The following is a 25830-nucleotide window of genomic DNA, read 5'->3' on the forward strand; positions in this document are numbered from 1 at the left end:
GTCGCATTTTTTAGTATGCCTGACAGACAAGCATCCTTTCGCTGTTTCGCAAAGCTCAAACTTTCCAGAAGACGAAAATACCCCAGCCGATGGATAGGAATAGCGGTGTCCAGACGGGTTGCCCAACGATCCCAAGCCAGGCGAGGAAGATATAGGCCGATCCCAGTAGGGTGATGAACAGCCGGTCGCCCAGGGTGGTCGTCAGGCCCAGCACGCCGCGCCGTTCGATCCCGTCGCGGAATTTGAAGCCCTCCAGCACGCCGATTAGCGCGATGGCCGAAAAGATGCCGACGAACAATGCCAGCGTTGCGGGCGTCCAGGCCATCCAGAAATCGGGCCACAAGGGATCGGTCCAGGAAAACCCTTTTTCCTCTTGCTGGCCGACACTGCCCCAGCCTGCCTGTTGGGCCGCCGCCATCGACGGCAGGAAGGGGAGGGTGAGAAGTAGTTTACGCATATCGAACCTCACACACGGCCCATCGCGAACCCACGCGCGATGTAGTTGCGGACAAACCAGATGACGATGGCGCCGGGAATGATGGTCAGCGTACCGGCCGCAGCCAGCAGGCCAAGCTCATACCCTGCGCTGGAGGCGGTGCGGGTCATTACAGCGGCGATGGGTTTCGCCTCGACCGCTGTGAGCGTTTTAGCCAACAGCATTTCGACCCACGAGAACATGAAGCAGAAGAACGCCGCCACGCCGACGCCCGCCTTGATGTTGGGTAGGAAAATCGTCACGAAGAAACGCGGGAAGGAATAGCCGTCCACATAAGCGGTTTCGTCTAGTTCCTTGGGGATGCCGCGCATGAAGCCTTCCAGAATCCACACCGCCAGCGGGACGTTGAACAGCGTATGCGCCAGCGCCACGGCCAGATGGGTGTCAAACAGCCCGATCGAGGAATAGAGCTGAAAGAACGGCAGCGCGAACACGGCGGCCGGGGCCATCCGGTTGGTCAGCAGCCAAAAGAACAGCTGCTTGTCGCCCAGAAACCGATAACGCGAGAACGCATAGGCCGCTGGCAGAGCCACACAGACCGACAGCACCGTGTTCAGCGTCACATAGACGATCGAGTTGATATAGCCCCAATACCACGTCGGATCGGTGAAGATGGTAATGTAATTCTCCAGCGTAAAGGTCTGGGGAAAAAGGGAAAAGCCCGACAGGATCTCGTTCGTGGTCTTGAAGGACATCGCGACCAGCCAATAGATCGGCAGCATCAGGAACGCGACATAGAGAATCGGGATGATGGGGCGCTTTTTCATTCTGCGTCATCCTTTGTCATCAGAGTGTAGAAGACCCACGACACAAGCAGCGTGATGGCGAAATAGATCAGGCTCATCGCGGCGGCAGGGCCGAGGTCGAACTGTCCCAGCGCGATCTTCACAAGGTCGATCGACAGCAAGGTGGTTGAGTTGCCGGGGCCACCGCCGGTCAGAACGAAGGGCTCGGTATAGATGTTGAAACTGTCCATGAACCGCAGCAGAACGGCGATGGTCAGGACGGTTTTCATCTTGGGCAGCTGGATATAGCGGAACACCGACCACGGGCTGGCTCCGTCGATCTTGGCCGCTTGATAATAGGCATCTGGGATCGACACGAGGCCCGCATAGCACAGCAGGACGACCAGCGAGGTCCAGTGCCAGACATCCATGACAATGACCGTGATCCAAGCCGACAGCGGCTGCTGCGTCATGTCATAGTTGATGCCCAGAACGTCATTCAGGAAGTACCCCATCAGGCCGATTTTCGGCAGGGTGAAGATGTTCCACATTGAGCCCACCACGTTCCATGGGATCAGCATAGGCAGGGCCATCAGCACCAGACAGACTGGCACCCAGAACCCTTTGCGGGGCATCGATAGGGCTACAATAATGCCCAGAGGCACCTCGATCAGCAGGATCAGGAAGGTAAAGAGGAACTGCCGACCGAGGGCCGCTTGGAACCGATCTGAGCGCAGGATTTGTTCGAACCAGCCCAGTCCTTCCCAGAAGAACTGGTTGTTGCCAAAGGTTTCCTGCACCGAGTAGTTGACCACCGTCATCATCGGCACCAGCGCGTTGAACGCGACCAGCGCCAGCACCGGCAGGACAAAGAACCACGCTTTTTGGTTTTCCGTTCTCATCAGCTGCGCTCCTCGGTTGCGATCCAGCCGTCACGGTAGACGCGGGATTGTTCAGGTTTGAATTGCAGGAAGACCTGCGAACCCGGCTCGGGCACACTGTGTTCGGTAACGGCTTTCAGGGCGGTATTTCCGACCATGGCGCTGACCACGTAGTGGCGACCAATATCCGAGACCTTGGTCACATGCGCCGGAATGCCTGTATCGCCAAAGCCCACATATTCCGGGCGGATACCCAGATCAGTGCGTCCTCCGTCGCCATGGGTTGGACCTTCCAGCACCACTTCATGGCCCTCAAACACGGCCCGGTCGCCCTTGGCCTCGCAGGGTAGAACATTCATGCCGGGTGAGCCGATGAAGTGACCCACAAACGTATGCTGAGGGCGCTCGAACAGTTCAACCGGCGTGCCGATCTGCACCACTTCGCCTTCTTGCATGACAACGACTTCGTCGGCGAAGGTCAGGGCCTCGGTCTGGTCGTGGGTCACGTAGATCATCGTGGCTTTGACCCGCTGGTGCAGCTCTTTCAGCTTGGACCGCAGTTTCCATTTCAGATGTGGGTCAATCACGGTCAGCGGTTCGTCAAACATCACCGCGTTCACGTCGTCGCGCACTAGCCCGCGTCCCATCGAGATTTTCTGCTTGTTATCCGGGCTGAGGCCGCTGGCGCGGGTGCTCAGCATATCCGTGACATCCAGCATTTCGGCGATCTCATCGACTCGGCGTTTGATCGTTGCCGGGTCAACGCCTCGGTTTTTCAGCGGAAAGGCCAGGTTTTCGCCCACAGTCATCGTGTCGTAGATCACTGGAAACTGGAACACCTGCGCAATGTTGCGCTGGTCGGGGGGCAGGGTGGTCACGTCCCGATCATCGAACAAGATTTGTCCTTCGGACGGGGTCAGAAGGCCCGAGATGATGTTCAGCAAGGTGGACTTGCCGCAGCCCGACGGCCCCAGCAGCGCATAGGCTCCGCCATCGCGCCATGTGACGTCGATTTCCTTTAGCGCATAATCTTCGGGGCCTTTCGGCGCGGGCATATAGCTGTGTCGCAGGTTCGAAAGTTTTATCTGTGCCATGTCAGGCCACCCTTTTGCCGTCTTGGCTGAAATACCGGCAATGCGCCGGGTTCATGTAGAAACTGTGATCTTCGCCAACTTGGTAGGGATGCACCCCCGCCGCCAGCGAAACCCAATCATCCGATCCATGGCGGAAATGCGCGCTGGAATCTGATCCCGACAGCTCGGTCACAATGACCCGGCCCGTCAGTTCAACATCCGCATCCGATGTGCGGAACGGCGTCACCCGGTGCGGGCGCACGGCGACCATGTAGTCTCCATCGGCCATGTCCGAGACGGCCCAGCCACCGCCACCTGCCAGTTGCGCTTGAGCGCCGGACACGGTGATTTGGGCCACGTTGATCGGCGGGTCCGAGAACACACGCGCGGCGGCGATGTTTTCAGGATTGCGATAGATATCTGCTGTGGGGCCGAACTGCGTCACGCGGCCATCCTCCATTAGGGCGGTGTAGCCACCCAGCAGCAGCGCCTCTTCGGGTTCCGAGGTGGCATAGACCACCACGGCGCCGCGCCCGGCGAACAAGTCGGGCAGTTGTTCGCGCAATTCCTCACGCAGTTTGTAGTCGAGGTTTGCCAGCGGCTCGTCCAGAAATACCGCGCGGCTTTCCTTGGCAATCGCGCGGGCGAGAGCCGTTCGTTGTTGCTGACCACCCGACAGCTCGTGCGGGCGGCGGTGCAGCATGGGGCGCAACTGCAGCAGGTCAGCAGCCTCTTCGACGCGGCCTTCGATTTCGGATTGCGCCATACCAGCCACGCGCAGGGGCGAGGCGATATTGTCAAAAACAGTCATGTGCGGGTAGTTCACAAAGAACTGGTGCACCAGGCTGATCTGTCGCTTTTGCGTGTTCAGCCGGGTCACGTCTTGCCCGTCCATCAGCACTTTGCCCGAGGCCATCGGATCCAGCCCGGCCATCATCTTGATCAGAGAGGTCTTGCCCGATCCCGTAGCCCCCAGCAGCACATTGAAATGGCCGGTCTGCAGCTTCAGGTTGGTAGGCTTGATATGAATAACGTTGCCAACCCGCTTGGTGGCGTCTTGAAGTTCGATCATGTCCGTGGGTTCCGGTCCTTCAGTGCGGCGCACTGGTCGTGGGGTGGGGATGCCGCGCACGGCACCCCCGGGTGCATTGGCTTAGTTGGCCTGCCAGCGCGCAACCAGCTCGTCATAGTTGACGGTCTGGCCCTGCGGCTTTTCGTTGTCCAACTTGGCCTTAGGCGAACCGGCTTTTTCCAGCCAGAAGGCAGGGTCCTGCGGCTCGTTCAGGCGCGGGCCGCAGCCGCCATAGACGTTGGCTGCCTCATCCGCGGCCTGCATCCGGGCCATGGTGATGTCCATTTCCTCGGCCAGACGATCCATCGCCTCTTGCGGGGTGAAGGCGCCCGAGTTCACGTCACCGATCTGCTGCCACCAGATCTGGGCCAGCTTCGGATAGTCCGGAACATTGATGCCGGTCGGCGACCATGCCACACGATCGGGCGAGCGGTAGAACTCGACCAGACCACCCAGCTTGGGTGCGCGTTCGGTGAAGGACTCGTGGTTGACCGAGCTGTCGCGGATGAAGGTCAGACCCACGTGGGACTTCTTCACATCAACAGTCTTGGACGTCACGAACTGAGCGTACAGCCACGCGGCCTGGGCACGATCCGAGGGGGTCGATTTGAGGAACGTCCAAGAGCCCACGTCCTGATAACCAACCTTCTGACCTTCTTCCCAGTAGGGGCCATGCGGGCTGGGCGCCATCCGCCACAGCGGCGTACCTTCGTCATCCACGGTGTTGTTGCCTTCGGACTTCGGCTTGACCATGTCGGCGGTAAAGGCGGTGTACCAGAAGATCTGCTGGGCCACGTTGCCTTGGCTGAGCGCGGGCAGTGACTGGTAGAAGTCATAAGACGCCGAACCCGGAGGCGCATAGTTCCGCAGCCATTCGTCCCATTTGCGGATCGCATAGACCGCAGCCGGACCGTTTGCAGCACCACCGCGCGAAACAGACGCGCCAACGGGGTTACAGGTGCCCGCTTCCATGCGGATGCCCCATTCGTCGACCGGAACACCGTTCGGCTCGCCCACGTCACCGGCACCGGCCATCGACAGCCAAGCGTCGGTCATACGCCAGCCCAGGTCCGGCGCGCGCTTGCCGTAATCCATGTGGCCATAGATTGCGACACCGTCGATTTCTTTCACGTCATTGGTGAAGAACTCGGCGATGTCCTCATAGGCTGACCAGTTGACAGGAACACCAAGGTCATAGCCATACTTCTCTTTAAATGCGGCCTTGTTGGCCTCATCATCGAACCAGTCCTTGCGGAACCAATAGAGGTTCGCGAACTGCTGGTCGGGCAACTGATACAGGTTTCCGTCCGGGCCAGTGGTGAACTGAATGCCCATGAAGTCATCCAGATCCAGCGTCGGCGATGTGGTCGCCGCCCAGTCACCTGCCATCTGTTCGGTCAGGTTATAGGCCAGTTGAAGGCGCGAGTGCGTACCGATCAGGTCACTGTCGTTGACATAGCCGTCATACAGGTTCCGGCCCGTCTGCATCTGGGTCTGAACAGCTTGAACCACTTCGCCTTCGCCCAGGATCTGGTGGTTGACCTTGATGCCGGTGATTTCCTCGAATGCCTTGGTCAGAACCTCGGATTCATACGAGTGCGTGGGGATGCCTTCGGACAGAACGTTGATTTCCATCCCGGCATAGGGTTGTGCAGCTTCGATGAACCACTTCATCTCGCCCATCTGTTCGTCTTTCGACAGGGTCGATGGCTGGAATTCGTCGTCGATCCAACGTGTTGCTGCGGCTTCGTCGGCCCAAGCAGAGCCGTGGCCCGCAATGACGGCCGCCGCCGCCACTGCGCAAAGTAGATGTCTCCGCATCTGTCTCCTCCCAAAGATTATGTGATCCGGTGCGGACCGGATAGCGCTCAGCATCAGCGATTTTTTGCATATGTGTCAAACTAAATTTTTAGTAAATGAGATTGGTCACCTTACAGCCTTAGAAACATGCGCTTTTTGATGATGAGGGCCTTTGACGGACGGATTCGCGCGTCTTGTCGGGTAACTCATTCGTTGATCGGCATCTATCCTTGCCAAGTTGTTGATTCTTAGTAAGCTGCTTCCACGTACAAGCCCCGAAGCGGTGCGCGCCCGGGCGACAAATTTCATTTTGATGACTGAGGATGTTTCATGTCCCAAAGTCTTTTGAAGTACACACGCGTTCTGGAAATTGTCGGCGACACCATCAAGGTTCGGGTGCCGCTGGACGGGTCGGCTGACGCCGCTGTGCGGTTCAACGATCTGGCGGTGATCGAAACCATCGACGGACATAAAACGCTGGCGCAGGCGATTTTCATCGACCGGGATGTGGTGACGCTGCAGGTGTTCTCGGGCACCAAGGGTATCTCGACCGAGGCGACAGCCACTTTTCTGGGTCATCCGATGCAGACACCGTACTCGGCGAATATTCTGGGCCGTGTTTTTGACGGGGCAGGGGTGGCAATCGACGGTGGGCCGGACCTTTCGTCCGAGCCGCGGATAGAGATTGGCGGGCCGACGGTGAACCCCTCGGAACGTGCAGTGCCCAACAAGATGATTCGCACGGACGTGCCGATGATCGACGTGTTCAACACGTTGGTGGAAAGCCAGAAAATCCCGATCTTTTCGGTCTCGGGCGAGCCGTTCAATGCCTTTCTCAGCCGGATCGGCATTCAGGCGGACGCGGATATCGTGGTGTTTGGCGGGCTGGGGCTGATCTTTGACGATTACCACACGTTCCGGACGTCGTTCGAGGATGCGGGCGTGTTCTCGCGTACGGTGATGTTCGTCAATCAGGCGATGGACCCGCTGGTGGAACGGCTACTGGTGCCGGATATGGCGCTGGCGGTGGCCGAGAAATTCGCGGTCGAGGAAGGCAAGCGGGTGCTGGTTCTGCTGACCGACATGACCGCCTATGCCGATGCGATGAAAGAGGTGGGCATCAGCCAGGAACGCGTGCCCTCGCAGCGCGGCTATATGGGTGATCTCTATTCCCAGCTGGCGCGGCGGTATGAGAAGGCGTGCGATTACGCCAAGGGCGGTTCGGTCACGGTGCTGACCGTGACGACAATGCCCGGCAATGATGTGACCCACCCGGTGCCGGACAACACGGGCTATATCACCGAGGGGCAGTTTTACCTGCATTCGGGGGTGATTGACCCGTTCGGAAGTCTCTCGCGCCTCAAGCAGAACGTGATCGGAAAGACCACGCGTGAAGATCACGGGCAGATCATGAACACGATGATCCGGTTCTATTCCGAAAGCCGCGATGCGGCGCAGAAACAGGCGATGGCCTTCGATCTGTCGGATTACGATCATCAGTTGCTGAAATTCGGCGCGCTGTTCCGGGCGCGGTTCATGGATATCAACGTCTCGATCCCGCTGGAGGACGCGCTGGATCTGGGGTGGCAGACGCTGGCCGAGTGTTTCCAACCCGAGCAGTTGCTGATGAAGCAGGCCTTGGTCGACAAGTATTTCCCAAAGGATACCGATGGCGCGGTTGCAGCTGAATAAATCGTCGCTGGCCCGCCAGCAGACCCAGCTGAAAAGCTACGAGCGGTTCCTGCCGTCGCTGGACCTCAAACGCCAGCAGTTGATGGCGGAACGTGCCAAAGCACGCGAAGATGTCCAACGCCTTCAGCGAGAGGTGCATGATCTGGCGCAGCAGGTCGGGGAAAAGCTGCCGATGCTGGCACAGCAGGGGGTCGACCTGGACGGGTTGGTCGAGTTGAAGGATTACCAGTTGAAAGAGGTCAACGTGGTCGGCGTCAAGATGCCCGATCTGGACCGGATCGAAGTTGCCGTGCGACCCTATTCGCTGTTGGCCAAACCCCATTGGGTCGATGCTACCTCCAGCCTGTTGCACGACATGATCGAGGCGCGGCTGCGTGTGAAGGTCGCCGAGGAACGGGTGCGCATCTTCGATAAGGCCGTGGCCACGATCACGCAGCGGGTGAACCTGTTCGAGAAGGTTCTGATCCCGCGCGCCAAGGCCAATATCAAGAAGATCCGCATCTATCTGAGCGATGAACAGATGCAATCGGTTGTGCGCTCGAAGATCTCCAAACGCAAACATGCGCAGGAGGCACTGACATGAGCGTTGCACGGCTGAAGAAACTGTCCCTCGTCGGACCGGCCGCGCATAAGGGCGGCACGTTAGAGGCGTTGCAGGAGCTAGGTTGTATGCATGTACTGCCGCTGGCGCCTCCACCCGCCGAGCCGGAAAAGATCAGCGAACGTGGCGCGCATGACGCCTATAAGGCGCTGCGCTTTTTGACCGACGTGGCCGACCCGCGCCGCCAGATACAGCGCGATCCGGCCTTCGACATGGACCAGTTCGTGCGCGACGTGCTTGACCTGATGCAGCGCACCCGAGAGGCAACAGATCGGCGGGATTTTCTGGCGCATCGGATTGCGCAGGTGCGTCCGTGGGGGGACCTGGACTTTCCACCCGATGACGTTCTGGCGGGCAATCGGCTGTGGTTCTACCAACTGCCGGTGAAACACCGCGAGGCGCTGTCCGAGGTCAAACTGCCCTGGGCCATTCTGGAACAGGATCACCGCTATATCTATGCCGTGCTGATCGCGCCCGAGGATCCGGGTGATGATATTCTGCCGGTGCCGCGCACTCATACCGGGTCGCTGCCGATCCATGAGCTTGAGGCGCAGCTGGAAGAGGCCGAGATTGCGATCGAGGCGCTGGAGGCCGAACGCATCGCCCAAACCCGCTACCTGACGCTGATGCGCCGCAACCTGTCGGCGGCGGAAAGCGCGGCGGAACTGGCCCATGCCACGCAGAAAGTGCGCGACGAGGGCGCGATGTTTGCCCTGCAGGGCTGGGTGCCCGATGATCGCGTGGATGCGGTGCTGGAGATGGCGCAGGCGCGAGACGCTGCTGTTCTGATCGAGGAGCCGGGGCCGGATGACGCCCCTCCGACGTTACTGGAGCAGCCTGAAAACCGCAGCGCGGCGGTCGATCTGGCGCTGTTTTACCAGATACCGGGCTACCGGGATTGGGATCCCAGCATCATCGTTGCGGCCTCGTTCGCGATCTTCTTTGCGATGATCGTCGCGGATGCGGGCTATGGCGCGGTGATCCTGTTGGGCCTGCTGACCTTCTGGAAAAAGATGGACAAGTCCCCGGCGCAGCGGTCGTGGCGGCTCTATGGTGTGATCATAGCGGGTGCGACGGTGATTTATGGGGTCATGGTCGGCAGCTATTTTGGTGCGTCCCCTGCGGAGGGGTCGATCTGGGCGCGGCTCAAGATACTGGACCTGAACAATTTCAACGCCATGATGATGATCTCGATCGTGGTGGGGGTGTTCCATCTGGTGCTGGCCAACGCATTGGCCGCTCGGGCGGCGTGGGGACGGCGCAGAGCGGTTGCCAATCTGGGCTGGATCGGAGTGCTAATCGGCGGGTTTGTTCTGTGGCTGGCCTACATGAATGACGGCGCGACCCTGCCCGGAACCGTCCTGATGGTTGCCGGTTTTCTGACCATTCTGCTGTTCACTAGCGAGCGACAGATCACCAAACCTACCGACTGGCTGTGGCGTCTGATCGAAGGGCTGCAGGGGCTGGCGGGTGCGATGGGAGCCTTTGGCGACGTGCTCAGCTATATGCGCCTGTTCGCGCTTGGTCTGGCCTCGGCCTCGCTGGCGATCACGTTCAACGATCTGGCGGTCCAAGTGATGCAGGCGCTGAAAGGGCCGGGCATCCTGTTCGGGCTGCTGATTCTGATTGCCGGGCATCTGCTCAATTTCGCCCTCGCGATGATGAGTGGCGTCGTCCACGGGTTACGTCTGAATTACATCGAATTCTTTAAATGGGGTCTGCCGGATGAAGGCATCGTCTTTCGCCCGTTCGCCCGCAAGGAGGTTCAGGAATGAATGAGCTTGTATTGACATTGGGTTGGCTGGGAATCTACGCGCCCATGGCTTTGGGTGCGGCGTCTAGCGCTATTGGTTGTGCCATTGCGGGGCAGGCCAGTATCGGCGCGATGACCGAGACCGAGGGCGGCTATGGCCGGTTCATCGGCGTTTCGGCGTTTCCGTCTACGATGGTGATCTACGGCATCGTGATCATGTTTACGCTGAACCGCGATGTGACCCCGGAAAACGCGGGCGGGCTGTTCGGTATCGGCATCCTGTCAGGGATTGCGCTGATGTATTGCGGCATCTGGCAGGGCCGCGCCTGTGCGGCGGCCATCAATGCCACCAAGGAGAAACCGGAAATCTTCGGCCTGTCGCTGGCTCCGGCGGCGATCATCGAAGGCTTCGGCGTTTTTGCCTTTGTTTTCGCATTGGTCATTAGCGCGGGGATCAGCTGATGACACAGGACGGAATGATCTCGCACGGGGTGGATGCGCTGATCGACAAGCTGCGCAGCGACGGTGTTGCGGCAGGGCAGGCGGATGCGGACAAGCTGCGTTCTGAGGCCAAGGCCGAGGCGGCCAAGATCCTCGCCGATGCCAAGCGCGAAGCGGATGAGTATCAGAAAAAGGCCCGTACCGAATCCGACAATTACCGTGCCGCCGGGGAAGAGGCGCTGAACACCGCCATGCGTGATGCGGTGTTGACCATGAAGGCGGGTCTGACCGATCGGTTCCGCGAAGATGTCGAACGCCTTGTCACCAAGGAAATGGCCGACCCCGAGATGCTGAAACAGATGATCCTCGAGGTCGTTGGGCGCGCGGCGGAAGGGGCCAAGCTGGACGGTAAGGTGCAGGTGATCCTGCCCGCCAAGGTAGCCACGCAAGAGGATATCAAACAAAACGCTGACGATATCCAGTCAGGCAAGCTGACGAAATATGTGCTGGGCCTGACTGCCGACATGCTGCGCGAACAGGTGGAACTTCACGCCGCAGACGGCACGCAGGACGGTATCCGGGTGCGCGCCGAGGATCAGGGCGTGGTGCTGGACCTGACTGACAAGGCCGTGGCCTCGTTGTTGATGGAGCATCTGCAGCCCCGGTTCCGTGCCGTGCTGGAAGGGGTGATCCGCTGACATGTCGGACCCCGACGCCTATATCGCGCTAATCAGCAGCCTTCCCGGCTCAGAGCGGTTGTTTATCGCCAAACAGCCCCCAATCTCGCGCTTACGGCTAGACCGGCGGCTGCGCGCGTTGACGCCAGAGGATGCGCAGGTGCTGCGGGTGTTGGAGCACGCCCTGAACTGGGGCGATTACGATATTGACGTGACAGACGTGCAGGCCGTCGAACGGTGCAAGGCCGCGCTTGCTGATATTCCGCAGCCGACTTTGCAGAAGCTGTTTCTGGAGCGGATGGATTTGCGCACCGCCGTAGCCGCATTGCGCCTTCGCAAACAGGGTGGCAGCTCGCCCGCCGGAACCTTCGGCATGGGCCGCTGGGCCCGCCACATCCCGGCCAACTGGAGCGATCCGACCTTTAAGCTTGAGAGCTCGATGCCGTGGCTCAAGGAAGCGCATCAACTGCTGGAGGCCGAGGACCCGCTGGGTCTGGAGAGGCTTCTGCTTTCGGTTAGCCATAAGCAGCTGAAACGCCACGCTGCCCGCCATCTGTTCGATTTCGAGGCCGTAGCGATTTACGTTCTGATCTGGAATATTTTCGACCGCTGGGCGCAGAGCAATGCGCAGGATGCGGCAACGCGATTTGAAAAACTGGCACAACAGGCAATGGCCGACGTCGCCGATATCGACTTTGAGGGAGCCTACGCATGACCGCCCCAACCCCCGTCACCCAAACCGCCACTGCCCGCGTTGTCGCGGTGCAAGAGGGGCTGGTGCAAATTCAGGCCAACGCAGATGCCTCGGGCGCGCCGGGGCAATTGGTCAAGAACGAGGTGGTCTTCATCCTGCCCACGCGCCCCGGCCCCGGTGGCCGTCAGGAGCGTTTGAAAGCCGAAGTGCTGCGCGTGCGGAGCGACACGGCGGATGTGCAGGTCTATGAAAGCACCGATGGCGTGGCTGTCGGTGACCCGGTGGAACAATCGGGCCAGTTGTTGTCGGTTGAACTGGGGCCGGGTCTGCTGGGTCAGGTGTTTGACGGGCTGCAATCGCCGCTGCCGAAACTGGCGGCGGATTTTGGCACTTTCCTGCCACGCGGCGCAGATGTGGCCCCGCTGGATACGCTGGCGAAATGGTCGTTTACGCCCTCGGTCAAGGTGGGCGACACGGTGACGGCGGGCGACAGTATCGGCACTGTGCCCGAGGGGCGGTTCGAGCATAAGATCATGCTGCCGTTCAACTGGGTGGGCGACTATAAGGTCGTCTGGGTCCAGAAAGGCGCGGCCACGATCCACGACATCGTGGCCCGGCTTGAGGATGAGCAGGGCGGCGAACACACGCTGACCCTGTCGCAGAAATGGCCTGTCCGGCGGGCGCTACCGGAAGGCATCCTGAAACGCGCCTTGTCGGAACGTCTGTACCCGACCGAACCGGTTCTGACCTCGCAACGCCTGATCGACACGTTCTTTCCCATCGCGCGCGGAGGGACGGCCTGTATTCCCGGCCCGTTCGGTGCAGGTAAGACGGTCTTGCAGAACCTGATCGCGCGGAACTCAAAGGTCGATATCGTGATCGTCGTGGCCTGCGGCGAGCGCGCGGGCGAGGTGGTGGAAACCATCGCGGAATTCCCCAAGATGACCGACCCGACCTCGGGCGGCAGCCTGATGGACCGGACGATCATCATCTGCAACACTTCGTCCATGCCGGTTGCTGCGCGCGAGGCATCGATCTTCACCGGCATCACGTTGGGCGAATATTATCGCCAGATGGGCTATGACGTGCTGCTGATTGCCGATAGCACCAGCCGCTGGGCGCAGGCCATGCGCGAGACCTCGGGCAAGCTTGAGGAAATTCCGGGTGAGGAGGGCTTCCCCGCCTATCTGGAAAGCTCGATCAAGGGGCTATACGAACGCGCGGGCGCGATGAAGACCAATGATGGCGCGTTGGGCAGCCTGACGCTGATTGGCACGGTCTCACCCGCCGGGGGCAATTTTGACGAGCCAGTCACGCAGTCGACCTTGTCCACGGTCAAGTGTTTCCTCGGCCTGTCATCAGAGCGTGCCTACAAGCGATTCTACCCGGCGGTGGACCCGATGCTCAGCTGGTCGCGCTATCTGGATCAGCTCTCGGACTGGTATGACAAGAACGCCGAAGCCGGTTGGACCGGCAAGGTCCGTGATCTTCTGGCGCTTATCGAAAAGGGCGAACAGGTCGACCAGATGATGCAGGTGACGGGCGAAGAGGGCGTCACGATCGAAGACTTCGTCACCCAGCAAAAGGGGCTGTTCGTGGATATGGTCTATCTGCAGCAGGACGCATTCGATCAGGTGGACGCGACCGTCCCGCTGGAGCGACAGAAGATGACCTTCAAGCTTGTCTATGGCGTGACCCAGTCCACCGCAGAATTCAAAGATAAGGCCGAGGTGCGGCAGGTTTTCACGCAGCTGACAGGGTTGATGAAAAACTTCCACTATGCAGCAGAAAACACGCCAGAATTCAAATCCACGTGGGGGCAGATCGAAGACCTGTGCCGCGAGAAATTCGGAGTGTAAGGAAATGGTAGCCCGTAGGGGAATCGAACCCCTCTTTCCAGGTTGAAAACCTGGCGTCCTAACCGATAGACGAACGGGCCATTTAGGCAAAACAAGCACAAGTGGTAGCCCGTAGGGGAATCGAACCCCTCTTTCCAGGTTGAAAACCTGGCGTCCTAACCGATAGACGAACGGGCCACGCTGGCTTGTGGAGGGCCTTTTACGGTTTACCTACCACCCCCGCAAGCCGAAAAATGCAGGGAGGGAAAAGTTTTTTGCTGGGGCCGGGGACGGGTTCAATTTGCCTCGGCGGCATCTTCCAGCCGAAGCTGCACGGATTGCCGTCCGCCCCATGTATTGACCTCGAGCCGACCGGCGAAATGGAACCGCGCGCCGCCGTGATTGGACAGCTTTTCGCCCATTGGTCCATCGAACGCACCGAAGGCTATGGCGTCCAGACCGCCGCCCACGCCATCGGACAGGGACAGTTTCAAATGAGATTCGCCCACGCGTTTGGCAAAACGCACCTGTAGATCGGGCAGGGCATAGCGTGGGGCAGGGGCGCTGGCCCCGAACGGTCCTGCTTTTTCGATCTGTTCGATCAGGTCCACGGTGGCCGCACCCGGCATCAATGTGCCGTCGAGTTTCAGATCCGCTGGGCCGCCTTCGCCCGCGCCTTGTTTGGCCAACAGTTCCGAAAGCCGCGCCATGGCCGGTTCCAGCTGATCGCGCATCACTGTCAGCCCGGCGGCCATCTTGTGCCCGCCACCTTTGACCAGCAGCCCCTCAGCCGCCAGCCGTTGAATCGAGGCACCCAGATCAACACCGCTCACAGACCGGCCCGAGCCTTTACCCTCATCTCCATCAAAACCGATGACGATGGCGGGGCGGTTCGCAGCCTCCTTCAGGCGCGAGGCAACGATGCCCACGACGCCGGGATGCCAGCCCTCACCGGCGGCCCAGACCAAAGGCGCGTCCAGCCCGCGCTCCTCGGCCTGTTCGATGGCGGCCGCGCGCACGGCGTTTTCGATATCGCGGCGCTCGGTGTTCAACTCATCCAGCCGTTGCGACAGGGCCTCGGCCTCGTGCATGGAATCGGTGCTGAGCAATCGCGCACCTAGATCGGCCTGACCGATCCGCCCCCCGGCATTCACGCGGGGGCCCAGCAGGAAACCTAGATGATAACTGTTCGGGGCCGAATCCATCCGTGCCACGTCCGACAAGGCCACCAGACCGGGCCGCTGCCGCTGGGCCATCACCTTCAACCCCTGACGCACCAGCGCACGGTTCGCCCCGATCAGAGGAGCGACATCTGCCACGGTCGCCAGCGCCACCAAATCCAGCAGCGAGATCAAGTCCGGTCCCTTAACCCCGGCCTCACGCAGTTGCCGCCCGGCCTCGACCAGCATCAAGAACACCACGCCAGCCGCACACAGATAGCCCAGATCGCCGCTTTCATCCTGCCGGTTCGGGTTCACCACGGCCACGCATTCGGGCAAGGTCTCACCCCCCAAATGGTGATCCAAAACGATAACATCCGCATCCTTGGCTGCAGCGATCGGTTCATGGCTCAGCGTGCCGCAATCGACACAGATAACCAGATCGTGCTGCGCAGCTAACTCCTGCATTGCGGGTACATTGGGGCCATAGCCCTCATCAATTCGGTCGGGCACATACAGCGTCGCCTGCAACCCCATCTGCCGCAGCCAGACCAGCAACAAAGCGGCTGAGCTGCCGCCATCCACATCATAATCCGCAAAAACAGCAATCCGCTGCTTGTCCCGCACTGCCGTCAGAAACCGGGTGGCTGCGGTTTCCATATCTTTCATGTCTCGCGGATCGGGCAGCAGTTCCTTCAGCTTGGGCTCCAGGAAGCCGGGGGCCTCCATCGCGGGAACGCCACGGCGCGCCAGCACTTGGCAAACAGCACGCGGCAGCCCAGCCTGTTGCACCAGCATCTCGGTTGCGCGTTCCACATCCGTCGAGGGGCCGACCCACCGCCGCCCGGACAAAGACTGTTCAACCCCAAGAAAGCTCATGACCCGCCCCTGATATGCCAAGGCCGGATTCCCTTCGGACCCGGCCCTTCTTTTCGTTCAAAATACGACCGCCGGAGGCAGCGGCGCAAGCCGTTAGTTGTCGTGAGACCACAGCGGGGTGCGGTAGGACATGCGCCGAACCGATCCGGTCTTAGACCGCATCAGCAGGGTGGTGGTTTCCAGCCAACCCGGCTCGCGCTTGATGCGCGGCAACAGCGACCCGCCGGTCACGCCGGTTGCGGCGAAGATCACGTCGGCTGTCACCATCTCATCGCGTTCGTAGATACGGTCCAGATCGGTGATGCCCGCCTTGGCGGCACGGCCACGTTCGTCATCGTTGCGGAACAGCAGGCGGCCAAAGATCTGACCACCCATACATTTCAACGCGGCCGCCGCCAGCACACCTTCGGGTGCGCCGCCTTGGCCCATATACATGTCGATGCCGGTCTCTTCACTTTCGGCGCAATGCATCACACCGGCCACATCCCCATCGGTAATCAGGCGGATCGAGGCGCCGGTCTCGCGTACTTCGGCGATCATCGCCTCGTGCCGGGGGCGTTCCAGAATGCAAACTGTAATGTCGGCAGGCGCGCAGCCCTTGGCTTTGGCCAGAGCCTCGACCCGTTCGCGCGGGCTCATGTCCAGATTGACGACGCCTTCGGGATAGCCCGGACCAACGGCCAGCTTGTCCATGTAAACGTCGGGCGCATGCAGCATCGAGCCGCGGGGGCCCATCGCAATCACGGTCAGGGCGTTGGGCATATCCTTGGCGGTCAGGGTGGTGCCTTCCAGCGGGTCCAGCGCAATGTCCACGCCGGGGCCATTACCTGTACCGACCTCTTCGCCGATATAAAGCATCGGCGCTTCGTCCCGCTCACCTTCACCGATGACCACGACGCCTGCGATATCCAACAGGTTCAACTGTTCGCGCATCGCATTGACCGCCGCCTGATCGGCCGCCTTCTCGTCACCGCGTCCCACCAGCGAGGCAGAGGCCAGAGCAGCCTGTTCCGCAACCCGCGCCAGGCCCAGCGACAGCAGTCGGTCGTTGAAATCAATCTTGGCAGCACTCATTTTCACTATCCTCAGGTCAGTATAGGCGTTTTCTTGGGCATAGCCTGCGGCCTAGGCAGGCCGCAAGGGTCAAACCTCTTCTATGCGCAGCGCGACCGGTTCGCCCGAGACCACATCGGTGTCGCGGAACCCATCCAATGCCACGTCCAAAGTGGCCCGTGTTGTCTTGTGCGTGACGATCAGGACCGGAGCTGTGCTGTCCGAGTGGCCGTATTGGCGCATCCGGTCGATCGACACACCAGCATCGCCCAGAATGGCAGCCACTTTCGCCAGCGCGCCGGGTTTGTCGAACAGCGCAAGACGCAGGTAATAAGGGGCAGGCAGGCCGGTGATCGCCGGTGCCGCATCCTGCAACGAGGTCGCGGGCCGGCCAAAGGTCGGGATTTGCAACCCGCGCGCTAGATCGCAGACATCGCCCATCACGGCACTAGCCGTGGGGCCTTCGCCCGCGCCGGGGCCGCGCAGAACGACTTGATCAACTGCGTCGCCCTCGATCACCACCATGTTGGTCCCGCCTTCCAATTGTCCCAAGGCCGAGCCACTGGGCACAAGGCAGGGCTGCATCCGCTGCACCAGCCCACGCGCGGTTTTCTGTGCGACGCCCAGCAGTTTGATGCGATAGCCCATGTCGTCGGCCTGATGGATGTCATCGAGGCTGATCTGCTGAATGCCCTCAATCTCGATCCCGTCGAAATTGGGTTTGGTGCCAAAGGCAATTGACGATAGCAGCGCCAGTTTATGTGCCGCGTCAATGCCGCCGACATCCAGATTAGGATCGGCTTCGAGATACCCCAACTCAGCGCATTCTTCGAATAGGGCGTTATAGCCCAGCTCCTGCGATTGCATCCGGGTCAGGATATAGTTGCAGGTGCCGTTCATCACGCCCATAACGCGGGTGATTTCATTGCCGGCAAGACCTTCGGTCAGGGATTTGATCACCGGGATACCGCCTGCTACGGCGGCCTCGAACCGGATCACGCGGTCTGCGGCCTCGGCCTTTTCAGCCAGCTCTTGCCCGTGGATCGCCAGCAGGGCCTTGTTTGCGGTTACGACATCTTTGCCACTGGCCAGCGCCGCCTCGACCGAGGCTTTGGCGGGGCCGTTTTCACCGCCCATCAGCTCGACATAGACGTCGATATCGTCCCGTTGTGCCAAGGCGACAGGGTCGGTTTCCCAGGCATAGCCCGACAGGTTCACGCCGCGATCCTTGGACGCGTCGCGCGCTGACACGGCGATGATTTCGATTGGGCGACCAGTGCGCGCTTGCAGCAAATCCGCATGTTGCCGGACGATCTTGACGACACCCACGCCGACCGTTCCCAAGCCCGCAATTCCAAGCCGCAGCGCCTGTGTCATCCCGTGGGTTCCTTTCGCTCGAATTTATCGCCTTTTGGGCCTTGCCCATTCCCGGGTGCCTTACCGGGTTCGGCGCATGGGCGCAATGCGTTGCAGGCCGGCCTGAACCGGGAAATGCAGGCGGTCAGTTAATTTCTTCGCTTTGTAGCTTGTCCGCCTTTTTCTGCAGCGCTTCTCGTCGGGCAGACAGGTCTTCTTCGACCTCAGCGGCCTCGCTCACTGGGTCGATCGGGGGGCCAAGATTCTCTTGGAGAGGGATCAGTTTTGGATACCGTGTGGTTTTCAGGCTTTCAGGCTCGCTGCCTTCAAGTTCAGGAAAGTCGACGCAGCTGGCGCAAAGACTCAAAACAATCAGCAATGGCAGGGGTTTCATGCCGAACCCTTTCGATGGCGGTTCTGCCTGTGATGCACCTTTTGAATAGCGCATTCAAGCGGGGTTCTATCTGAACGGACGTTCAGATACATTTGCAATATGGCACGGACACAAGGTTCTCATTCCGATATCACTGGCCCCCGTATTCGCAAGGCGGCCCTGTCGTTGTTTGCGCGCCACGGCTACGCGGCGGTTTCCATGCGCCAGATCGCGGCGGAGGTCGGGGTGCAGGCTGGAGCGCTTTACAACTACACGCCGGATAAGCAGAGCTTGCTGTATCGCCTGATGAACGACCACATGCAGGAGCTGCTTTCTACATACGCCAAATTGACACCTGCGGACTCGCCAGTCGAAGCCTTGCGGCAGTTCGTGGGCTTTCACATTCGATTTCACATGGAGCGCCCGGACGAAGTCTTTATCGCCTATATGGAACTGCGCAACCTAAGCCCCGAAAACTTCACGGAAATTGAAGCGGTGCGGCGCAAATATGAAGACTCTTTGGAGGCCATTTTGAAAGCCGGACAACAGCAAGGGCTGTTTACTGTTGCCGATACCAAAATCGCCACACTTGCGGTTATCGCCATGTTGAATGGCGTGATGACTTGGTATCGCGCAGGGGGGCGTTTGTCGCTAGACGCCGTCGAGCAGATCTACTGGGACATGGTTCATAGATCAGTTACAACTTGATCAATGCGTTGGGCGGATAAACGTGCCGTTCCGCAATTCTCGAAACGCCTGTTCCAGTTCAGCGCGGGTGTTCATCACAATAGGGCCGTGCCACGCGACGGGTTCATCAATCGGCGCGCCCGAGATCAGCAGGAACCTGACGCCACCGGGACCGGCCTGAACAGTGACCTCATCGCCCGTTCCGAACCGAACCAGAGTTCGATCCCCCGACATGTCACGAATGTTGACCTCTCGCCCTGCAACTTCTTTCTCTAGCAGTACCCCCGTCGGTTGCGAGGCGTCTGCGAAGGCGGCCTGGCCCTGAAAAACATAGGCAAAGGCACGGCGATACGTGTCAATGCGGAATGTCTTTTTTACGCCGGCCGGGATCGAGATATCCAGATATTGCGGATCTGCAGCGATGCCGTCGACTGGGCCGGTCTTGCCCCAGAACTCGCCGACGATGACTCGGACAGTTGTGCCGTCGTCATCGGTTATTTCCGGAATGTCCCTGCTTTGAACATCTTGATAACGCGGTGCTGTCATCTTTTGACTGGACGGCAGGTTACCCCAAAGCTGGAACCCGTGCATTTGACCGGTCGCGTTTCCTTTTGGCATCTCTTGATGCAAGATGCCGGACCCGGCCGTCATCCATTGAACGTCTCCAGCACCCAACGTGCCAGTATTGCCTAGCGAATCTGCATGTTCGACCGTGCCAGACAACACATAAGTTATCGTCTCGATGCCTCGATGAGGGTGCCAAGGGAACCCCGCCATATAGTCTTGCGGGCGTTCGTTTCGGAAATCGTCAAACAGCAGGAACGGGTCCAGCTCGGACGGATCCTGAAATCCGAATGCACGATGCAGCTTGACCCCTGCGCCTTCCATTGTCGGGACGGCGTTCCGGGTTTCCAAAGTGGGTCTAAGGGACATGAGGGCCTCCTGCTTGCTTGGGCCATACTTAGCCGTTGGATGACATGCGTCAATTTGCGGAAAGGCACTGCCTATGTGCAAAAAATTGCAGGTCGCGCCCCTCTGTCTTTCAGCGGGGAAAGGCGCTAAACCCTGACCACATCGAACGGGGAGAGAAGATGCAGGAAGAAGTACTGGCTCGGGTCAAGGCTTCGACACCACGGCGGTGGCTGGGTGTCGGAATGTTGACGGTTGTAGGAGCGATGGTTCTGTATGTGGCCATGGCAACGCCGCCCGAGCCTGCGTGGCTTGTGTTTTTGCTGGTCGTTGGCGCTGCAGCATTCTGGCTGGCGCATCGAATGTGGTATGCCACGAGCGACAGCATCGAATTGACCGATACAGTGGTTCGAACCGGGGCCGGGCGTGTGATCGCCCGGGTTCAGGATATCGAAGCCGTAGATCGCGGAGTGTTTGCGTTCAAACCGTCAAACGGTTTCTTGATCCGCACGCGGACCAAGGATGCAAATGCCTGGGCCCCGGGGCTATGGTGGCGCCTCGGTCATCGGGTGGGCATCGGCGGCATGACAGCCGCCGCTGAGACCAAGTTTATGTCGGAAATGCTGTCGGTTAAGCTTGCGAACAGGACTGAGGGCCAAGGTTCTGAGCAATCTCATTCGTAAATCGTGGGCGAGTAAACACGAAATTGCGGAAAGTGTGATCTTCGGAAACCCACGATCCGACCACCCAGTTCGACCCGAAAATAGGCTGATACCTATTGGAGGTCTCGACAATGATCAGCGTGTCCTGATCGGGCATCGGGGGCAGGTTATCCCGCATGTTACCGATGTTGTCGTTAGTCCAGGCCTCACAATAGCCGCGGATGGCTGACCATCTCACGTAGTGCCGATCATCTTCGGCATCGTAGACAATCAGCGAAATACGCAGTTGAATATCGTTTCGGCTGTTGACCATTCGATCCAAAAGCTCATGCATGGAGTCGACGTAGGTGTCGGTCACAGTCCCGGTTTCACGCGAGATGAGGTCGCCGACCGTGTAAGCAGCCTTTAGGTTAGCCGCGCTTTGCCGGAAACCATCGAAGAAGGCAAAGGCGCCCGTGATTGTCCAAACCAGCATTGGGAAAATCAGGATTGCTTCGACAGTTAGTATACCGCTTTCATCCCGTTTGACCGAGCGAAAGAGATTTCTGAGTCTATGGATAATGGTCATAGTCTTACGAAGGCTCCTGAACGAAGGCTGTGGTCGCCGTTAGTGCGATCTGTCCGGTGTCATCTACCAGCGCCCGCCCCATGGCCGAAGTCGGAAACAGAGGATCAACCCTGGCGCACGCGCGCAGAATCATGAGCTCATTCGACAGACCGTTTTGGAAGGTACGAACAGGGCGTACTTCTTCAGTGTTGTCGGTGCAGTCTACGGTTTCGGGCAGATTGACACCGGCGAACGCGCTCTGCTGGATCATTTCCAGTCGCAAATTTCGCGAGCAGTTACGGACTAGCAGCGTGTTCTCACAGATCGAGTCCTTGATTGTATCGTGGTCCGGGTTTGTTCCGGTTCCCAGTCGAATCTCGCGAACTGTTATGTCCACCGCACGTTCCAGCATTGATTGCTGGACCGTAACCACCGCGTATTCCATTGCGCTGAGGATGAAGAACATGAAAACCGGGAAAATGAGGACAAATTCCACAACGACGTTGCCGTCCTCAGATGCCTTAAGTTTTCCTAGATATGTTCGAAGATTTTGGATCATTGGGTCAGCCTCAGCTTCTTGATCGACGATGCGATTGACGCAAATGCGTCTTGCAATGAGATGCCTTCGGGGTCATCGAACTCGTCCACTTCGTAGACGTGGCTGTCCGAACTTGCACAGTTCTTGATGGTCGTTAGGCCCGCATTGGGTGCTTCGAACGCAATTCCATAGATGATCACACCATTATTCTTTGCAGCGCCGCAAATGCTGGTTGTGCGCGAATTCTTGGTTGTTGGTCCGACACTTATTCGAGGGTTCTGGAACCAGTTGAACACGTGATTGCTCTGCCAGAAGTAGTTGTTGGTCGCGTTCCAGTACAACGAGGCCTGATTGAACAGCTGAGGGAAAGCCATGCGCGTCGCTGTTCCCGGCTCATTGTTGAAAGAGTTCTCGTTCGGAGGGTTGCCGTAAGGATAGTCGGCAGTAATGAATCCTCCGCCGAACTGCGCGCCGTTTTCGATGCTTTGTTGCATCCACACGTAGCGGTCCGGGTTTCGCCGGAACCGAACGCTATATTCCCCTGTGGACCCATCGTCGCGGACGTATTCCGGGTTGAACCAAATGTCCGAAAAGCCTGAGCGGTACTGGTCTTTTAGCATGTATTGAGTGGTGTTCTGTCCGTCGGTCATGACGATAGCGACCTTTAGCACTTCTGAGTCATAGGCTTCGGGTCGATCTTTAAACTTATCCGGAACAATGTTCTCTCTGGCCAGTTCTCCGACAACGTTCTGGAATTTGGGATCCAGCATGCCGACACCCCATTTCATGCCCACGTCGATCGAAGTGTTGCCGTTGGCCGTAAGCGCATCGATGCGGTTGTGCAGAACATCGATATCGTCGGTCACAGCGGTAATGTCACTGCCTGCGCGGATAGGACAAACAGGGAAGCGGGGGAATTGCTCTGCGTTGTTGGTGTATTGGAAGGGGTCGAACGGAGCGGTTCGGTCATAGGAAATCGTGGGATCCAATGCCGAACTACCAAACTGGGCCGAAGTAAAGTTAATACAGTGAGAAAAATCATGCTCGGACGATACATTGCTGAAGTGCTTCAGTATGTCGTCACCCGCGCTGACCTGGGTTGCGTACGGAATGATGGACATCGAAATTTGGCTTTCGCCGGGCTTGTCCAGCATCAGGGTCACGAACTCTTTGGCGGCAGAGCGCAAGACCTCGATTTTCGTTCTTCCCGCTTCCGCAGACGCGCGGTTCATCGATCCGGACATGTCGAGTACGAGCGAGATTTCGACTGATCCAATCGATTCCTCCGCTGTACTTGCCGCTTGTGCAGTCAAGGTCTTGTGACCCGAAAAGCGCATGAAGTTGGTGTTCACGATCGTTTCTGCAGTCGCAGACACGGTCCGGGATCCAAATCCTTCCTGCACGTTGACCGATTTCAGTTTGTCACTGAGGCCGGCTTTGTCCAAGTATGACTCGACCACCTGTCGCGGCGGGAGCGTTTGGTCAAGGTCGGCAGCGGCAAGAACAGCGCGGTCCAAGGTCGACTGCAACGTCGCACGGTCGCGTTCAAAATTCATGACGTCGACCCCAATACCTGTGGTCGCAAAAATCACCAGCACGCCAAGCAGTACGAAAATGGTGAACGACCCGTCTTCTTCGCGCTGGAAGGCCTCGGGCGTTGGTAGTTTTTTAAAGCGTTTAGTAATGCCGCTTTTGAAACCGCGGTTAATCATATTGCCGTCCTCACTGAACAGTCATCCACTACTGCTAAGGAAAAGTTAACGTTGAGAAATTAACGCTCAAACGTGGCGGGAATTGGGCGAAACCGCCTTGGATCAGGCCCATTTCTTGTCAAACCGGGAATAATATGATCCGCGCTCAGGTTCTGTTGTCTTCTGGTCGACAATGCACGCGCGCGTGATCGCATTCAGCGACTCAGTTTTTCGAAATTTATTTTTGCTTAAATATTGATCGTTTATCCAATGGGTGCGACAAAACGACAGAACGCAAGTCGTTCGTTGGCACGGAGGTATAGATGACGGCCACAAAAGAACCCAGCTTTCGCGAAAGTGTTGACCTGATGTTCAACAGGGCGGCGTCCCTGATGGATCTGCCTCCGGGGCTGGAAGAGAAGATCAGGGTTTGCAACGCCACTTACACGGTGCGGTTCGGTGTTCGCCTGCGCGGTGATATTCATACGTTCACCGGCTACCGGTCTGTTCATTCCGAACACATGGAGCCCGTTAAAGGTGGCATCCGCTACGCTTTGGCCGTCAATCAGGACGAAGTTGAGGCGCTGGCAGCGCTGATGACCTACAAATGTGCGCTGGTTGAAACACCTTTTGGCGGCTCGAAAGGCGGGCTGTGTATCGACCCGCGACAGTATGAAGATCATGAGCTGGAGCAAATCACGCGCCGGTTTGCCTACGAACTGGCCAAGCGAGATCTGATCAACCCGTCCCAGAACGTCCCAGCCCCCGACATGGGGACCGGCGAGCGTGAGATGGCGTGGATGGCCGACCAATATGCCCGGATGAACACAACGGACATCAATGCGCGGGCCTGTGTTACCGGCAAGCCGTTGAACGCGGGTGGTATCGCCGGGCGGGTCGAGGCAACCGGTCGTGGTGTTCAATACGCGCTGCGAGAATTCTTTCGCCATCCTGAGGACATTCAGAAAGCTGGGCTTACTGGAAAGTTGGACGGCAAACGCGTGATCGTCCAGGGCTTGGGCAATGTGGGCTATCATGCCGCAAAATTCCTCAGCGAAGAGGATGGCGCGATTGTCACCGGCATCATCGAATGGGATGGCGCGCTGTATAATCCGGAAGGGATCGACGTTGAGTCCGTTCGGCAGTGGATCGTCAAACATGGTGGCGTCAAGGATTACCCGGACGCGACCCATTCCGCCGAGGGGGCGGTGGTGTTGGAAGAGGACTGCGATATCCTCATCCCGGCGGCGCTGGAAGGCGTGATCAATCTGTCAAATGCCGAACGCATAAAGGCCCCGCTGATCATCGAAGCTGCGAACGGTCCTGTGACGGCGGGTGCGGATGAAATATTGCGCAAAAAGGGTACCGTGATCATTCCTGACATGTATGCCAATGCCGGCGGTGTGACGGTATCGTATTTCGAGTGGGTCAAAAACCTGAGCCATATCCGCTTTGGCCGGATGCAGCGCCGTCAAGAAGAGGCGCGGCACGAGCTGATCGTCAGTGAGTTGGAGCGTCTGGATCGCTACTTGGGCGATGCGTGGTCGATGTCACCGGATTTCAAGGCCAAATACCTGAAAGGTGCCGATGAGCTTGAGCTGGTGCGCTCGGGCCTCGATGACACGATGCGGATTGCCTATCAGTCCATGCGTGAAGTTTGGCATAGCCGCGATGATGTCGAAGACCTGCGCACAGCCGCTTATATCGTGGCGATCGACCGGGTCTCGAAAAGCTATCGGGCCAAAGGACTTTGAGGAAAATGCAGGGGCGGAAATTGGTCGCCCCTGCGCAACACGAAGGCGCGAGGTTCAAAACGGCAATGGCCGGTTGGCTTTGCGGCGGATAAGCTGCTGCGACAGAAACGAATCCCGGAGACCCTCATGTTGCGTATCGCCATAGCGGCCATTGTTCTGGCTACTCCTCTGGCCGCTCAAGAAACCAAGGAACAGAGCTGCAAATTCCAGTCAGACGTCGTGGCTGCCGTCCAGCAGGCAAGGCTGGACCGGGTAAAGGAACGGGACGTGGCACAGGCAGTGGCAGAGTCAGGGCCGACATGGCCCGAGAACTACAACGCGGCGATTCCCCTGATCACTCCGTGGGTCTATGAGCAAAAGATGCGCGATGTGAGGAAAAAAGACCTCGGCGCTGCCTGGCTGGAGTTGTGCCTGCAGCAGTAATCCACATCCATTGCATTTCGCTGTGGATAAGCGCAGGCCATCCCCTTGGCCTGCG

General features: G+C 58.9%; 25 protein-coding genes and 2 tRNA genes. 11 read left to right on the forward strand and 16 right to left on the reverse strand.

The genetic code is table 11. The features are described from left to right. Positions 1-55 precede the first annotated feature (55 nt). The 6 genes from ACR0DX_RS03160 to ACR0DX_RS03185 form a co-directional block, all read right to left on the reverse strand. On the reverse strand, positions 56-457 hold the full coding sequence (locus tag ACR0DX_RS03160; protein ID WP_170352712.1) for a DUF2160 domain-containing protein: 402 nt from the start codon (positions 455-457) through the stop codon (positions 56-58). Between the two features lie 8 nt (positions 458-465). Next, entirely contained in the window at positions 466-1263 is a 798-nt protein-coding gene (locus ACR0DX_RS03165) for a carbohydrate ABC transporter permease (protein ID WP_170724207.1), read from the reverse strand. Further along, positions 1260-2123: a carbohydrate ABC transporter permease gene (locus tag ACR0DX_RS03170; RefSeq protein ID WP_170724206.1), complete on the reverse strand. Its 864-nt coding sequence runs from the start codon at positions 2121-2123 to the stop codon at positions 1260-1262. The genes ACR0DX_RS03165 and ACR0DX_RS03170 overlap by 4 nt, the downstream gene beginning before the upstream one ends. Further along, positions 2123-3196, reverse strand: a complete 1074-nt coding sequence (locus ACR0DX_RS03175; RefSeq protein WP_170352715.1) for an ABC transporter ATP-binding protein — start codon at positions 3194-3196, stop codon at positions 2123-2125. Before ACR0DX_RS03175 ends, ACR0DX_RS03170 begins: the two co-directional genes overlap by 1 nt. A gap of 1 nt (position 3197) precedes the next feature. Further along, positions 3198-4247: an ABC transporter ATP-binding protein gene (locus ACR0DX_RS03180; RefSeq protein ID WP_170352716.1), complete on the reverse strand. Its 1050-nt coding sequence runs from the start codon at positions 4245-4247 to the stop codon at positions 3198-3200. 81 nt (positions 4248-4328) lie between these two features. Next, positions 4329-6068, reverse strand: coding sequence for an ABC transporter substrate-binding protein (locus ACR0DX_RS03185; RefSeq protein WP_170352717.1), 1740 nt, complete (start codon positions 6066-6068; stop codon positions 4329-4331). Positions 6069-6377: 309 nt separating this feature from the next. On the opposite strand from ACR0DX_RS03185, the gene ACR0DX_RS03190 reads away from it, so the two are divergent. Genes ACR0DX_RS03190 through ACR0DX_RS03220 form a run of 7 tightly spaced genes read left to right on the forward strand, consistent with a single transcriptional unit; the run spans position 6378 to position 13764 of the window. Then, on the forward strand, positions 6378-7739 hold the full coding sequence (locus ACR0DX_RS03190) for a V-type ATP synthase subunit B (protein WP_170527375.1): 1362 nt from the start codon (positions 6378-6380) through the stop codon (positions 7737-7739). Beyond that, positions 7717-8322, forward strand: a complete 606-nt coding sequence (locus ACR0DX_RS03195; RefSeq protein ID WP_170352719.1) for a V-type ATP synthase subunit D — start codon at positions 7717-7719, stop codon at positions 8320-8322. Before ACR0DX_RS03190 ends, ACR0DX_RS03195 begins: the two co-directional genes overlap by 23 nt. Then, a complete protein-coding gene (locus ACR0DX_RS03200; RefSeq protein ID WP_170352720.1) occupies positions 8319-10115 on the forward strand; it encodes a V-type ATP synthase subunit I domain-containing protein in 1797 nt (598 codons plus the stop codon). The genes ACR0DX_RS03195 and ACR0DX_RS03200 overlap by 4 nt, the downstream gene beginning before the upstream one ends. Beyond that, entirely contained in the window at positions 10112-10555 is a 444-nt protein-coding gene (locus ACR0DX_RS03205; RefSeq protein WP_170352721.1) for an ATP synthase subunit C, read from the forward strand. Before ACR0DX_RS03200 ends, ACR0DX_RS03205 begins: the two co-directional genes overlap by 4 nt. Further along, on the forward strand, positions 10555-11232 hold the full coding sequence (locus ACR0DX_RS03210; protein ID WP_170724205.1) for a hypothetical protein: 678 nt from the start codon (positions 10555-10557) through the stop codon (positions 11230-11232). Before ACR0DX_RS03205 ends, ACR0DX_RS03210 begins: the two co-directional genes overlap by 1 nt. Position 11233: 1 nt before the next feature. Beyond that, on the forward strand, positions 11234-11926 hold the full coding sequence (locus ACR0DX_RS03215) for a hypothetical protein (RefSeq protein WP_170352723.1): 693 nt from the start codon (positions 11234-11236) through the stop codon (positions 11924-11926). Next, positions 11923-13764: a V-type ATP synthase subunit A gene (locus tag ACR0DX_RS03220; protein WP_170352724.1), complete on the forward strand. Its 1842-nt coding sequence runs from the start codon at positions 11923-11925 to the stop codon at positions 13762-13764. Before ACR0DX_RS03215 ends, ACR0DX_RS03220 begins: the two co-directional genes overlap by 4 nt. 5 nt (positions 13765-13769) lie before the next feature. Here ACR0DX_RS03220 and ACR0DX_RS03225 read toward each other — a convergent pair. The 6 genes from ACR0DX_RS03225 to ACR0DX_RS03250 all read right to left on the reverse strand — a co-directional run bounded on the left by ACR0DX_RS03225 (position 13770) and on the right by ACR0DX_RS03250 (position 18639). Beyond that, positions 13770-13844: transfer RNA gene (locus tag ACR0DX_RS03225), tRNA-Glu, on the reverse strand. A gap of 22 nt (positions 13845-13866) precedes the next feature. Further along, positions 13867-13941, reverse strand: a tRNA-Glu gene (locus tag ACR0DX_RS03230). 98 nt (positions 13942-14039) lie between these two features. After that, positions 14040-15782: a single-stranded-DNA-specific exonuclease RecJ gene (gene recJ, locus ACR0DX_RS03235; protein WP_170352725.1), complete on the reverse strand. Its 1743-nt coding sequence runs from the start codon at positions 15780-15782 to the stop codon at positions 14040-14042. Positions 15783-15875: 93 nt separating this feature from the next. Beyond that, positions 15876-16856: a class II fructose-bisphosphatase gene (glpX, locus tag ACR0DX_RS03240; RefSeq protein ID WP_170352726.1), complete on the reverse strand. Its 981-nt coding sequence runs from the start codon at positions 16854-16856 to the stop codon at positions 15876-15878. A gap of 69 nt (positions 16857-16925) precedes the next feature. Next, positions 16926-18212, reverse strand: coding sequence for a homoserine dehydrogenase (locus tag ACR0DX_RS03245; protein WP_480845145.1), 1287 nt, complete (start codon positions 18210-18212; stop codon positions 16926-16928). A gap of 124 nt (positions 18213-18336) precedes the next feature. Then, a complete protein-coding gene (locus ACR0DX_RS03250) occupies positions 18337-18639 on the reverse strand; it encodes a hypothetical protein (protein WP_480845147.1) in 303 nt (100 codons plus the stop codon). 45 nt (positions 18640-18684) lie between these two features. Between ACR0DX_RS03250 and ACR0DX_RS03255 the strand changes: the two genes are divergently transcribed. Then, positions 18685-19272 (forward strand): TetR/AcrR family transcriptional regulator, encoded by a 588-nt coding sequence (locus ACR0DX_RS03255; RefSeq protein ID WP_170352728.1) that lies wholly within the window; start codon positions 18685-18687, stop codon positions 19270-19272. Here ACR0DX_RS03255 and ACR0DX_RS03260 read toward each other — a convergent pair whose 3' ends face one another. Next, positions 19273-20184, reverse strand: coding sequence for a pirin family protein (locus ACR0DX_RS03260; RefSeq protein ID WP_170352729.1), 912 nt, complete (start codon positions 20182-20184; stop codon positions 19273-19275). It abuts the gene before it with no gap. 158 nt (positions 20185-20342) lie between these two features. Here ACR0DX_RS03260 and ACR0DX_RS03265 point away from each other — a divergent pair, with 158 nt between their 5' ends. After that, positions 20343-20843 (forward strand): hypothetical protein, encoded by a 501-nt coding sequence (locus ACR0DX_RS03265; RefSeq protein WP_170352730.1) that lies wholly within the window; start codon positions 20343-20345, stop codon positions 20841-20843. On the opposite strand, the gene ACR0DX_RS03270 is transcribed toward ACR0DX_RS03265, so the two are convergent. From ACR0DX_RS03270 to ACR0DX_RS03280, 3 genes are read right to left on the reverse strand one after another with little or no spacing between them, the layout of a single operon-like run. Next, the gene (locus ACR0DX_RS03270; protein ID WP_170352731.1) at positions 20791-21390 is read right to left on the reverse strand and encodes a TadE/TadG family type IV pilus assembly protein; all 600 of its coding nucleotides are present in this window, start codon (positions 21388-21390) and stop codon (positions 20791-20793) included. The two genes, ACR0DX_RS03265 and ACR0DX_RS03270, sit on opposite strands and share 53 nt — an antisense overlap. Before the next feature lie 4 nt (positions 21391-21394). Continuing rightward, entirely contained in the window at positions 21395-21928 is a 534-nt protein-coding gene (locus ACR0DX_RS03275; protein WP_170352732.1) for a TadE/TadG family type IV pilus assembly protein, read from the reverse strand. Further along, a complete protein-coding gene (locus ACR0DX_RS03280) occupies positions 21925-23619 on the reverse strand; it encodes a pilus assembly protein TadG-related protein (protein WP_170352733.1) in 1695 nt (564 codons plus the stop codon). Before ACR0DX_RS03280 ends, ACR0DX_RS03275 begins: the two co-directional genes overlap by 4 nt. Positions 23620-23921: 302 nt before the next feature. On the opposite strand from ACR0DX_RS03280, the gene ACR0DX_RS03285 reads away from it, so the two are divergent. Beyond that, on the forward strand, positions 23922-25352 hold the full coding sequence (locus ACR0DX_RS03285; RefSeq protein WP_170352734.1) for a Glu/Leu/Phe/Val family dehydrogenase: 1431 nt from the start codon (positions 23922-23924) through the stop codon (positions 25350-25352). A 126-nt stretch (positions 25353-25478) separates the two neighbouring features. After that, entirely contained in the window at positions 25479-25775 is a 297-nt protein-coding gene (locus tag ACR0DX_RS03290) for a hypothetical protein (protein ID WP_170352735.1), read from the forward strand. The last annotated feature ends 55 nt before the right edge of the window (positions 25776-25830 follow it).

The sequence above is a fragment of the Ruegeria sp. D3 genome, from assembly GCF_056534465.1.

Excerpts from the sequence above, each read along its gene's own strand:
- recJ (WP_170352725.1), bottom strand. The coding sequence starts at position 15,782 with ATGAGCTTTCTTGGGGTTGAACAGTCTTTGTCCGGGCGGCGGTGGGTC.
- ACR0DX_RS03245 (WP_480845145.1), bottom strand. The coding sequence starts at position 18,212 with ATGACACAGGCGCTGCGGCTTGGAATTGCGGGCTTGGGAACGGTCGGC.
- ACR0DX_RS03250 (WP_480845147.1), bottom strand. The coding sequence starts at position 18,639 with ATGCGCTATTCAAAAGGTGCATCACAGGCAGAACCGCCATCGAAAGGG.
- ACR0DX_RS03255 (WP_170352728.1), top strand. The coding sequence starts at position 18,685 with ATGGCACGGACACAAGGTTCTCATTCCGATATCACTGGCCCCCGTATT.
- ACR0DX_RS03205 (WP_170352721.1), top strand. The coding sequence starts at position 10,112 with ATGAATGAGCTTGTATTGACATTGGGTTGGCTGGGAATCTACGCGCCC.
- ACR0DX_RS03160 (WP_170352712.1), bottom strand. The coding sequence starts at position 457 with ATGCGTAAACTACTTCTCACCCTCCCCTTCCTGCCGTCGATGGCGGCG.
- ACR0DX_RS03275 (WP_170352732.1), bottom strand. The coding sequence starts at position 21,928 with ATGATCCAAAATCTTCGAACATATCTAGGAAAACTTAAGGCATCTGAG.
- ACR0DX_RS03290 (WP_170352735.1), top strand. The coding sequence starts at position 25,479 with ATGTTGCGTATCGCCATAGCGGCCATTGTTCTGGCTACTCCTCTGGCC.
- ACR0DX_RS03170 (WP_170724206.1), bottom strand. The coding sequence starts at position 2,123 with ATGAGAACGGAAAACCAAAAAGCGTGGTTCTTTGTCCTGCCGGTGCTG.
- ACR0DX_RS03200 (WP_170352720.1), top strand. The coding sequence starts at position 8,319 with ATGAGCGTTGCACGGCTGAAGAAACTGTCCCTCGTCGGACCGGCCGCG.
- ACR0DX_RS03280 (WP_170352733.1), bottom strand. The coding sequence starts at position 23,619 with ATGATTAACCGCGGTTTCAAAAGCGGCATTACTAAACGCTTTAAAAAA.
- glpX (WP_170352726.1), bottom strand. The coding sequence starts at position 16,856 with ATGAGTGCTGCCAAGATTGATTTCAACGACCGACTGCTGTCGCTGGGC.
- ACR0DX_RS03175 (WP_170352715.1), bottom strand. The coding sequence starts at position 3,196 with ATGGCACAGATAAAACTTTCGAACCTGCGACACAGCTATATGCCCGCG.
- ACR0DX_RS03260 (WP_170352729.1), bottom strand. The coding sequence starts at position 20,184 with ATGTCCCTTAGACCCACTTTGGAAACCCGGAACGCCGTCCCGACAATG.
- ACR0DX_RS03195 (WP_170352719.1), top strand. The coding sequence starts at position 7,717 with ATGGCGCGGTTGCAGCTGAATAAATCGTCGCTGGCCCGCCAGCAGACC.
- ACR0DX_RS03270 (WP_170352731.1), bottom strand. The coding sequence starts at position 21,390 with ATGACCATTATCCATAGACTCAGAAATCTCTTTCGCTCGGTCAAACGG.
- ACR0DX_RS03165 (WP_170724207.1), bottom strand. The coding sequence starts at position 1,263 with ATGAAAAAGCGCCCCATCATCCCGATTCTCTATGTCGCGTTCCTGATG.
- ACR0DX_RS03185 (WP_170352717.1), bottom strand. The coding sequence starts at position 6,068 with ATGCGGAGACATCTACTTTGCGCAGTGGCGGCGGCGGCCGTCATTGCG.
- ACR0DX_RS03285 (WP_170352734.1), top strand. The coding sequence starts at position 23,922 with ATGACGGCCACAAAAGAACCCAGCTTTCGCGAAAGTGTTGACCTGATG.
- ACR0DX_RS03190 (WP_170527375.1), top strand. The coding sequence starts at position 6,378 with ATGTCCCAAAGTCTTTTGAAGTACACACGCGTTCTGGAAATTGTCGGC.
- ACR0DX_RS03265 (WP_170352730.1), top strand. The coding sequence starts at position 20,343 with ATGCAGGAAGAAGTACTGGCTCGGGTCAAGGCTTCGACACCACGGCGG.
- ACR0DX_RS03220 (WP_170352724.1), top strand. The coding sequence starts at position 11,923 with ATGACCGCCCCAACCCCCGTCACCCAAACCGCCACTGCCCGCGTTGTC.
- ACR0DX_RS03210 (WP_170724205.1), top strand. The coding sequence starts at position 10,555 with ATGACACAGGACGGAATGATCTCGCACGGGGTGGATGCGCTGATCGAC.
- ACR0DX_RS03215 (WP_170352723.1), top strand. The coding sequence starts at position 11,234 with ATGTCGGACCCCGACGCCTATATCGCGCTAATCAGCAGCCTTCCCGGC.
- ACR0DX_RS03180 (WP_170352716.1), bottom strand. The coding sequence starts at position 4,247 with ATGATCGAACTTCAAGACGCCACCAAGCGGGTTGGCAACGTTATTCAT.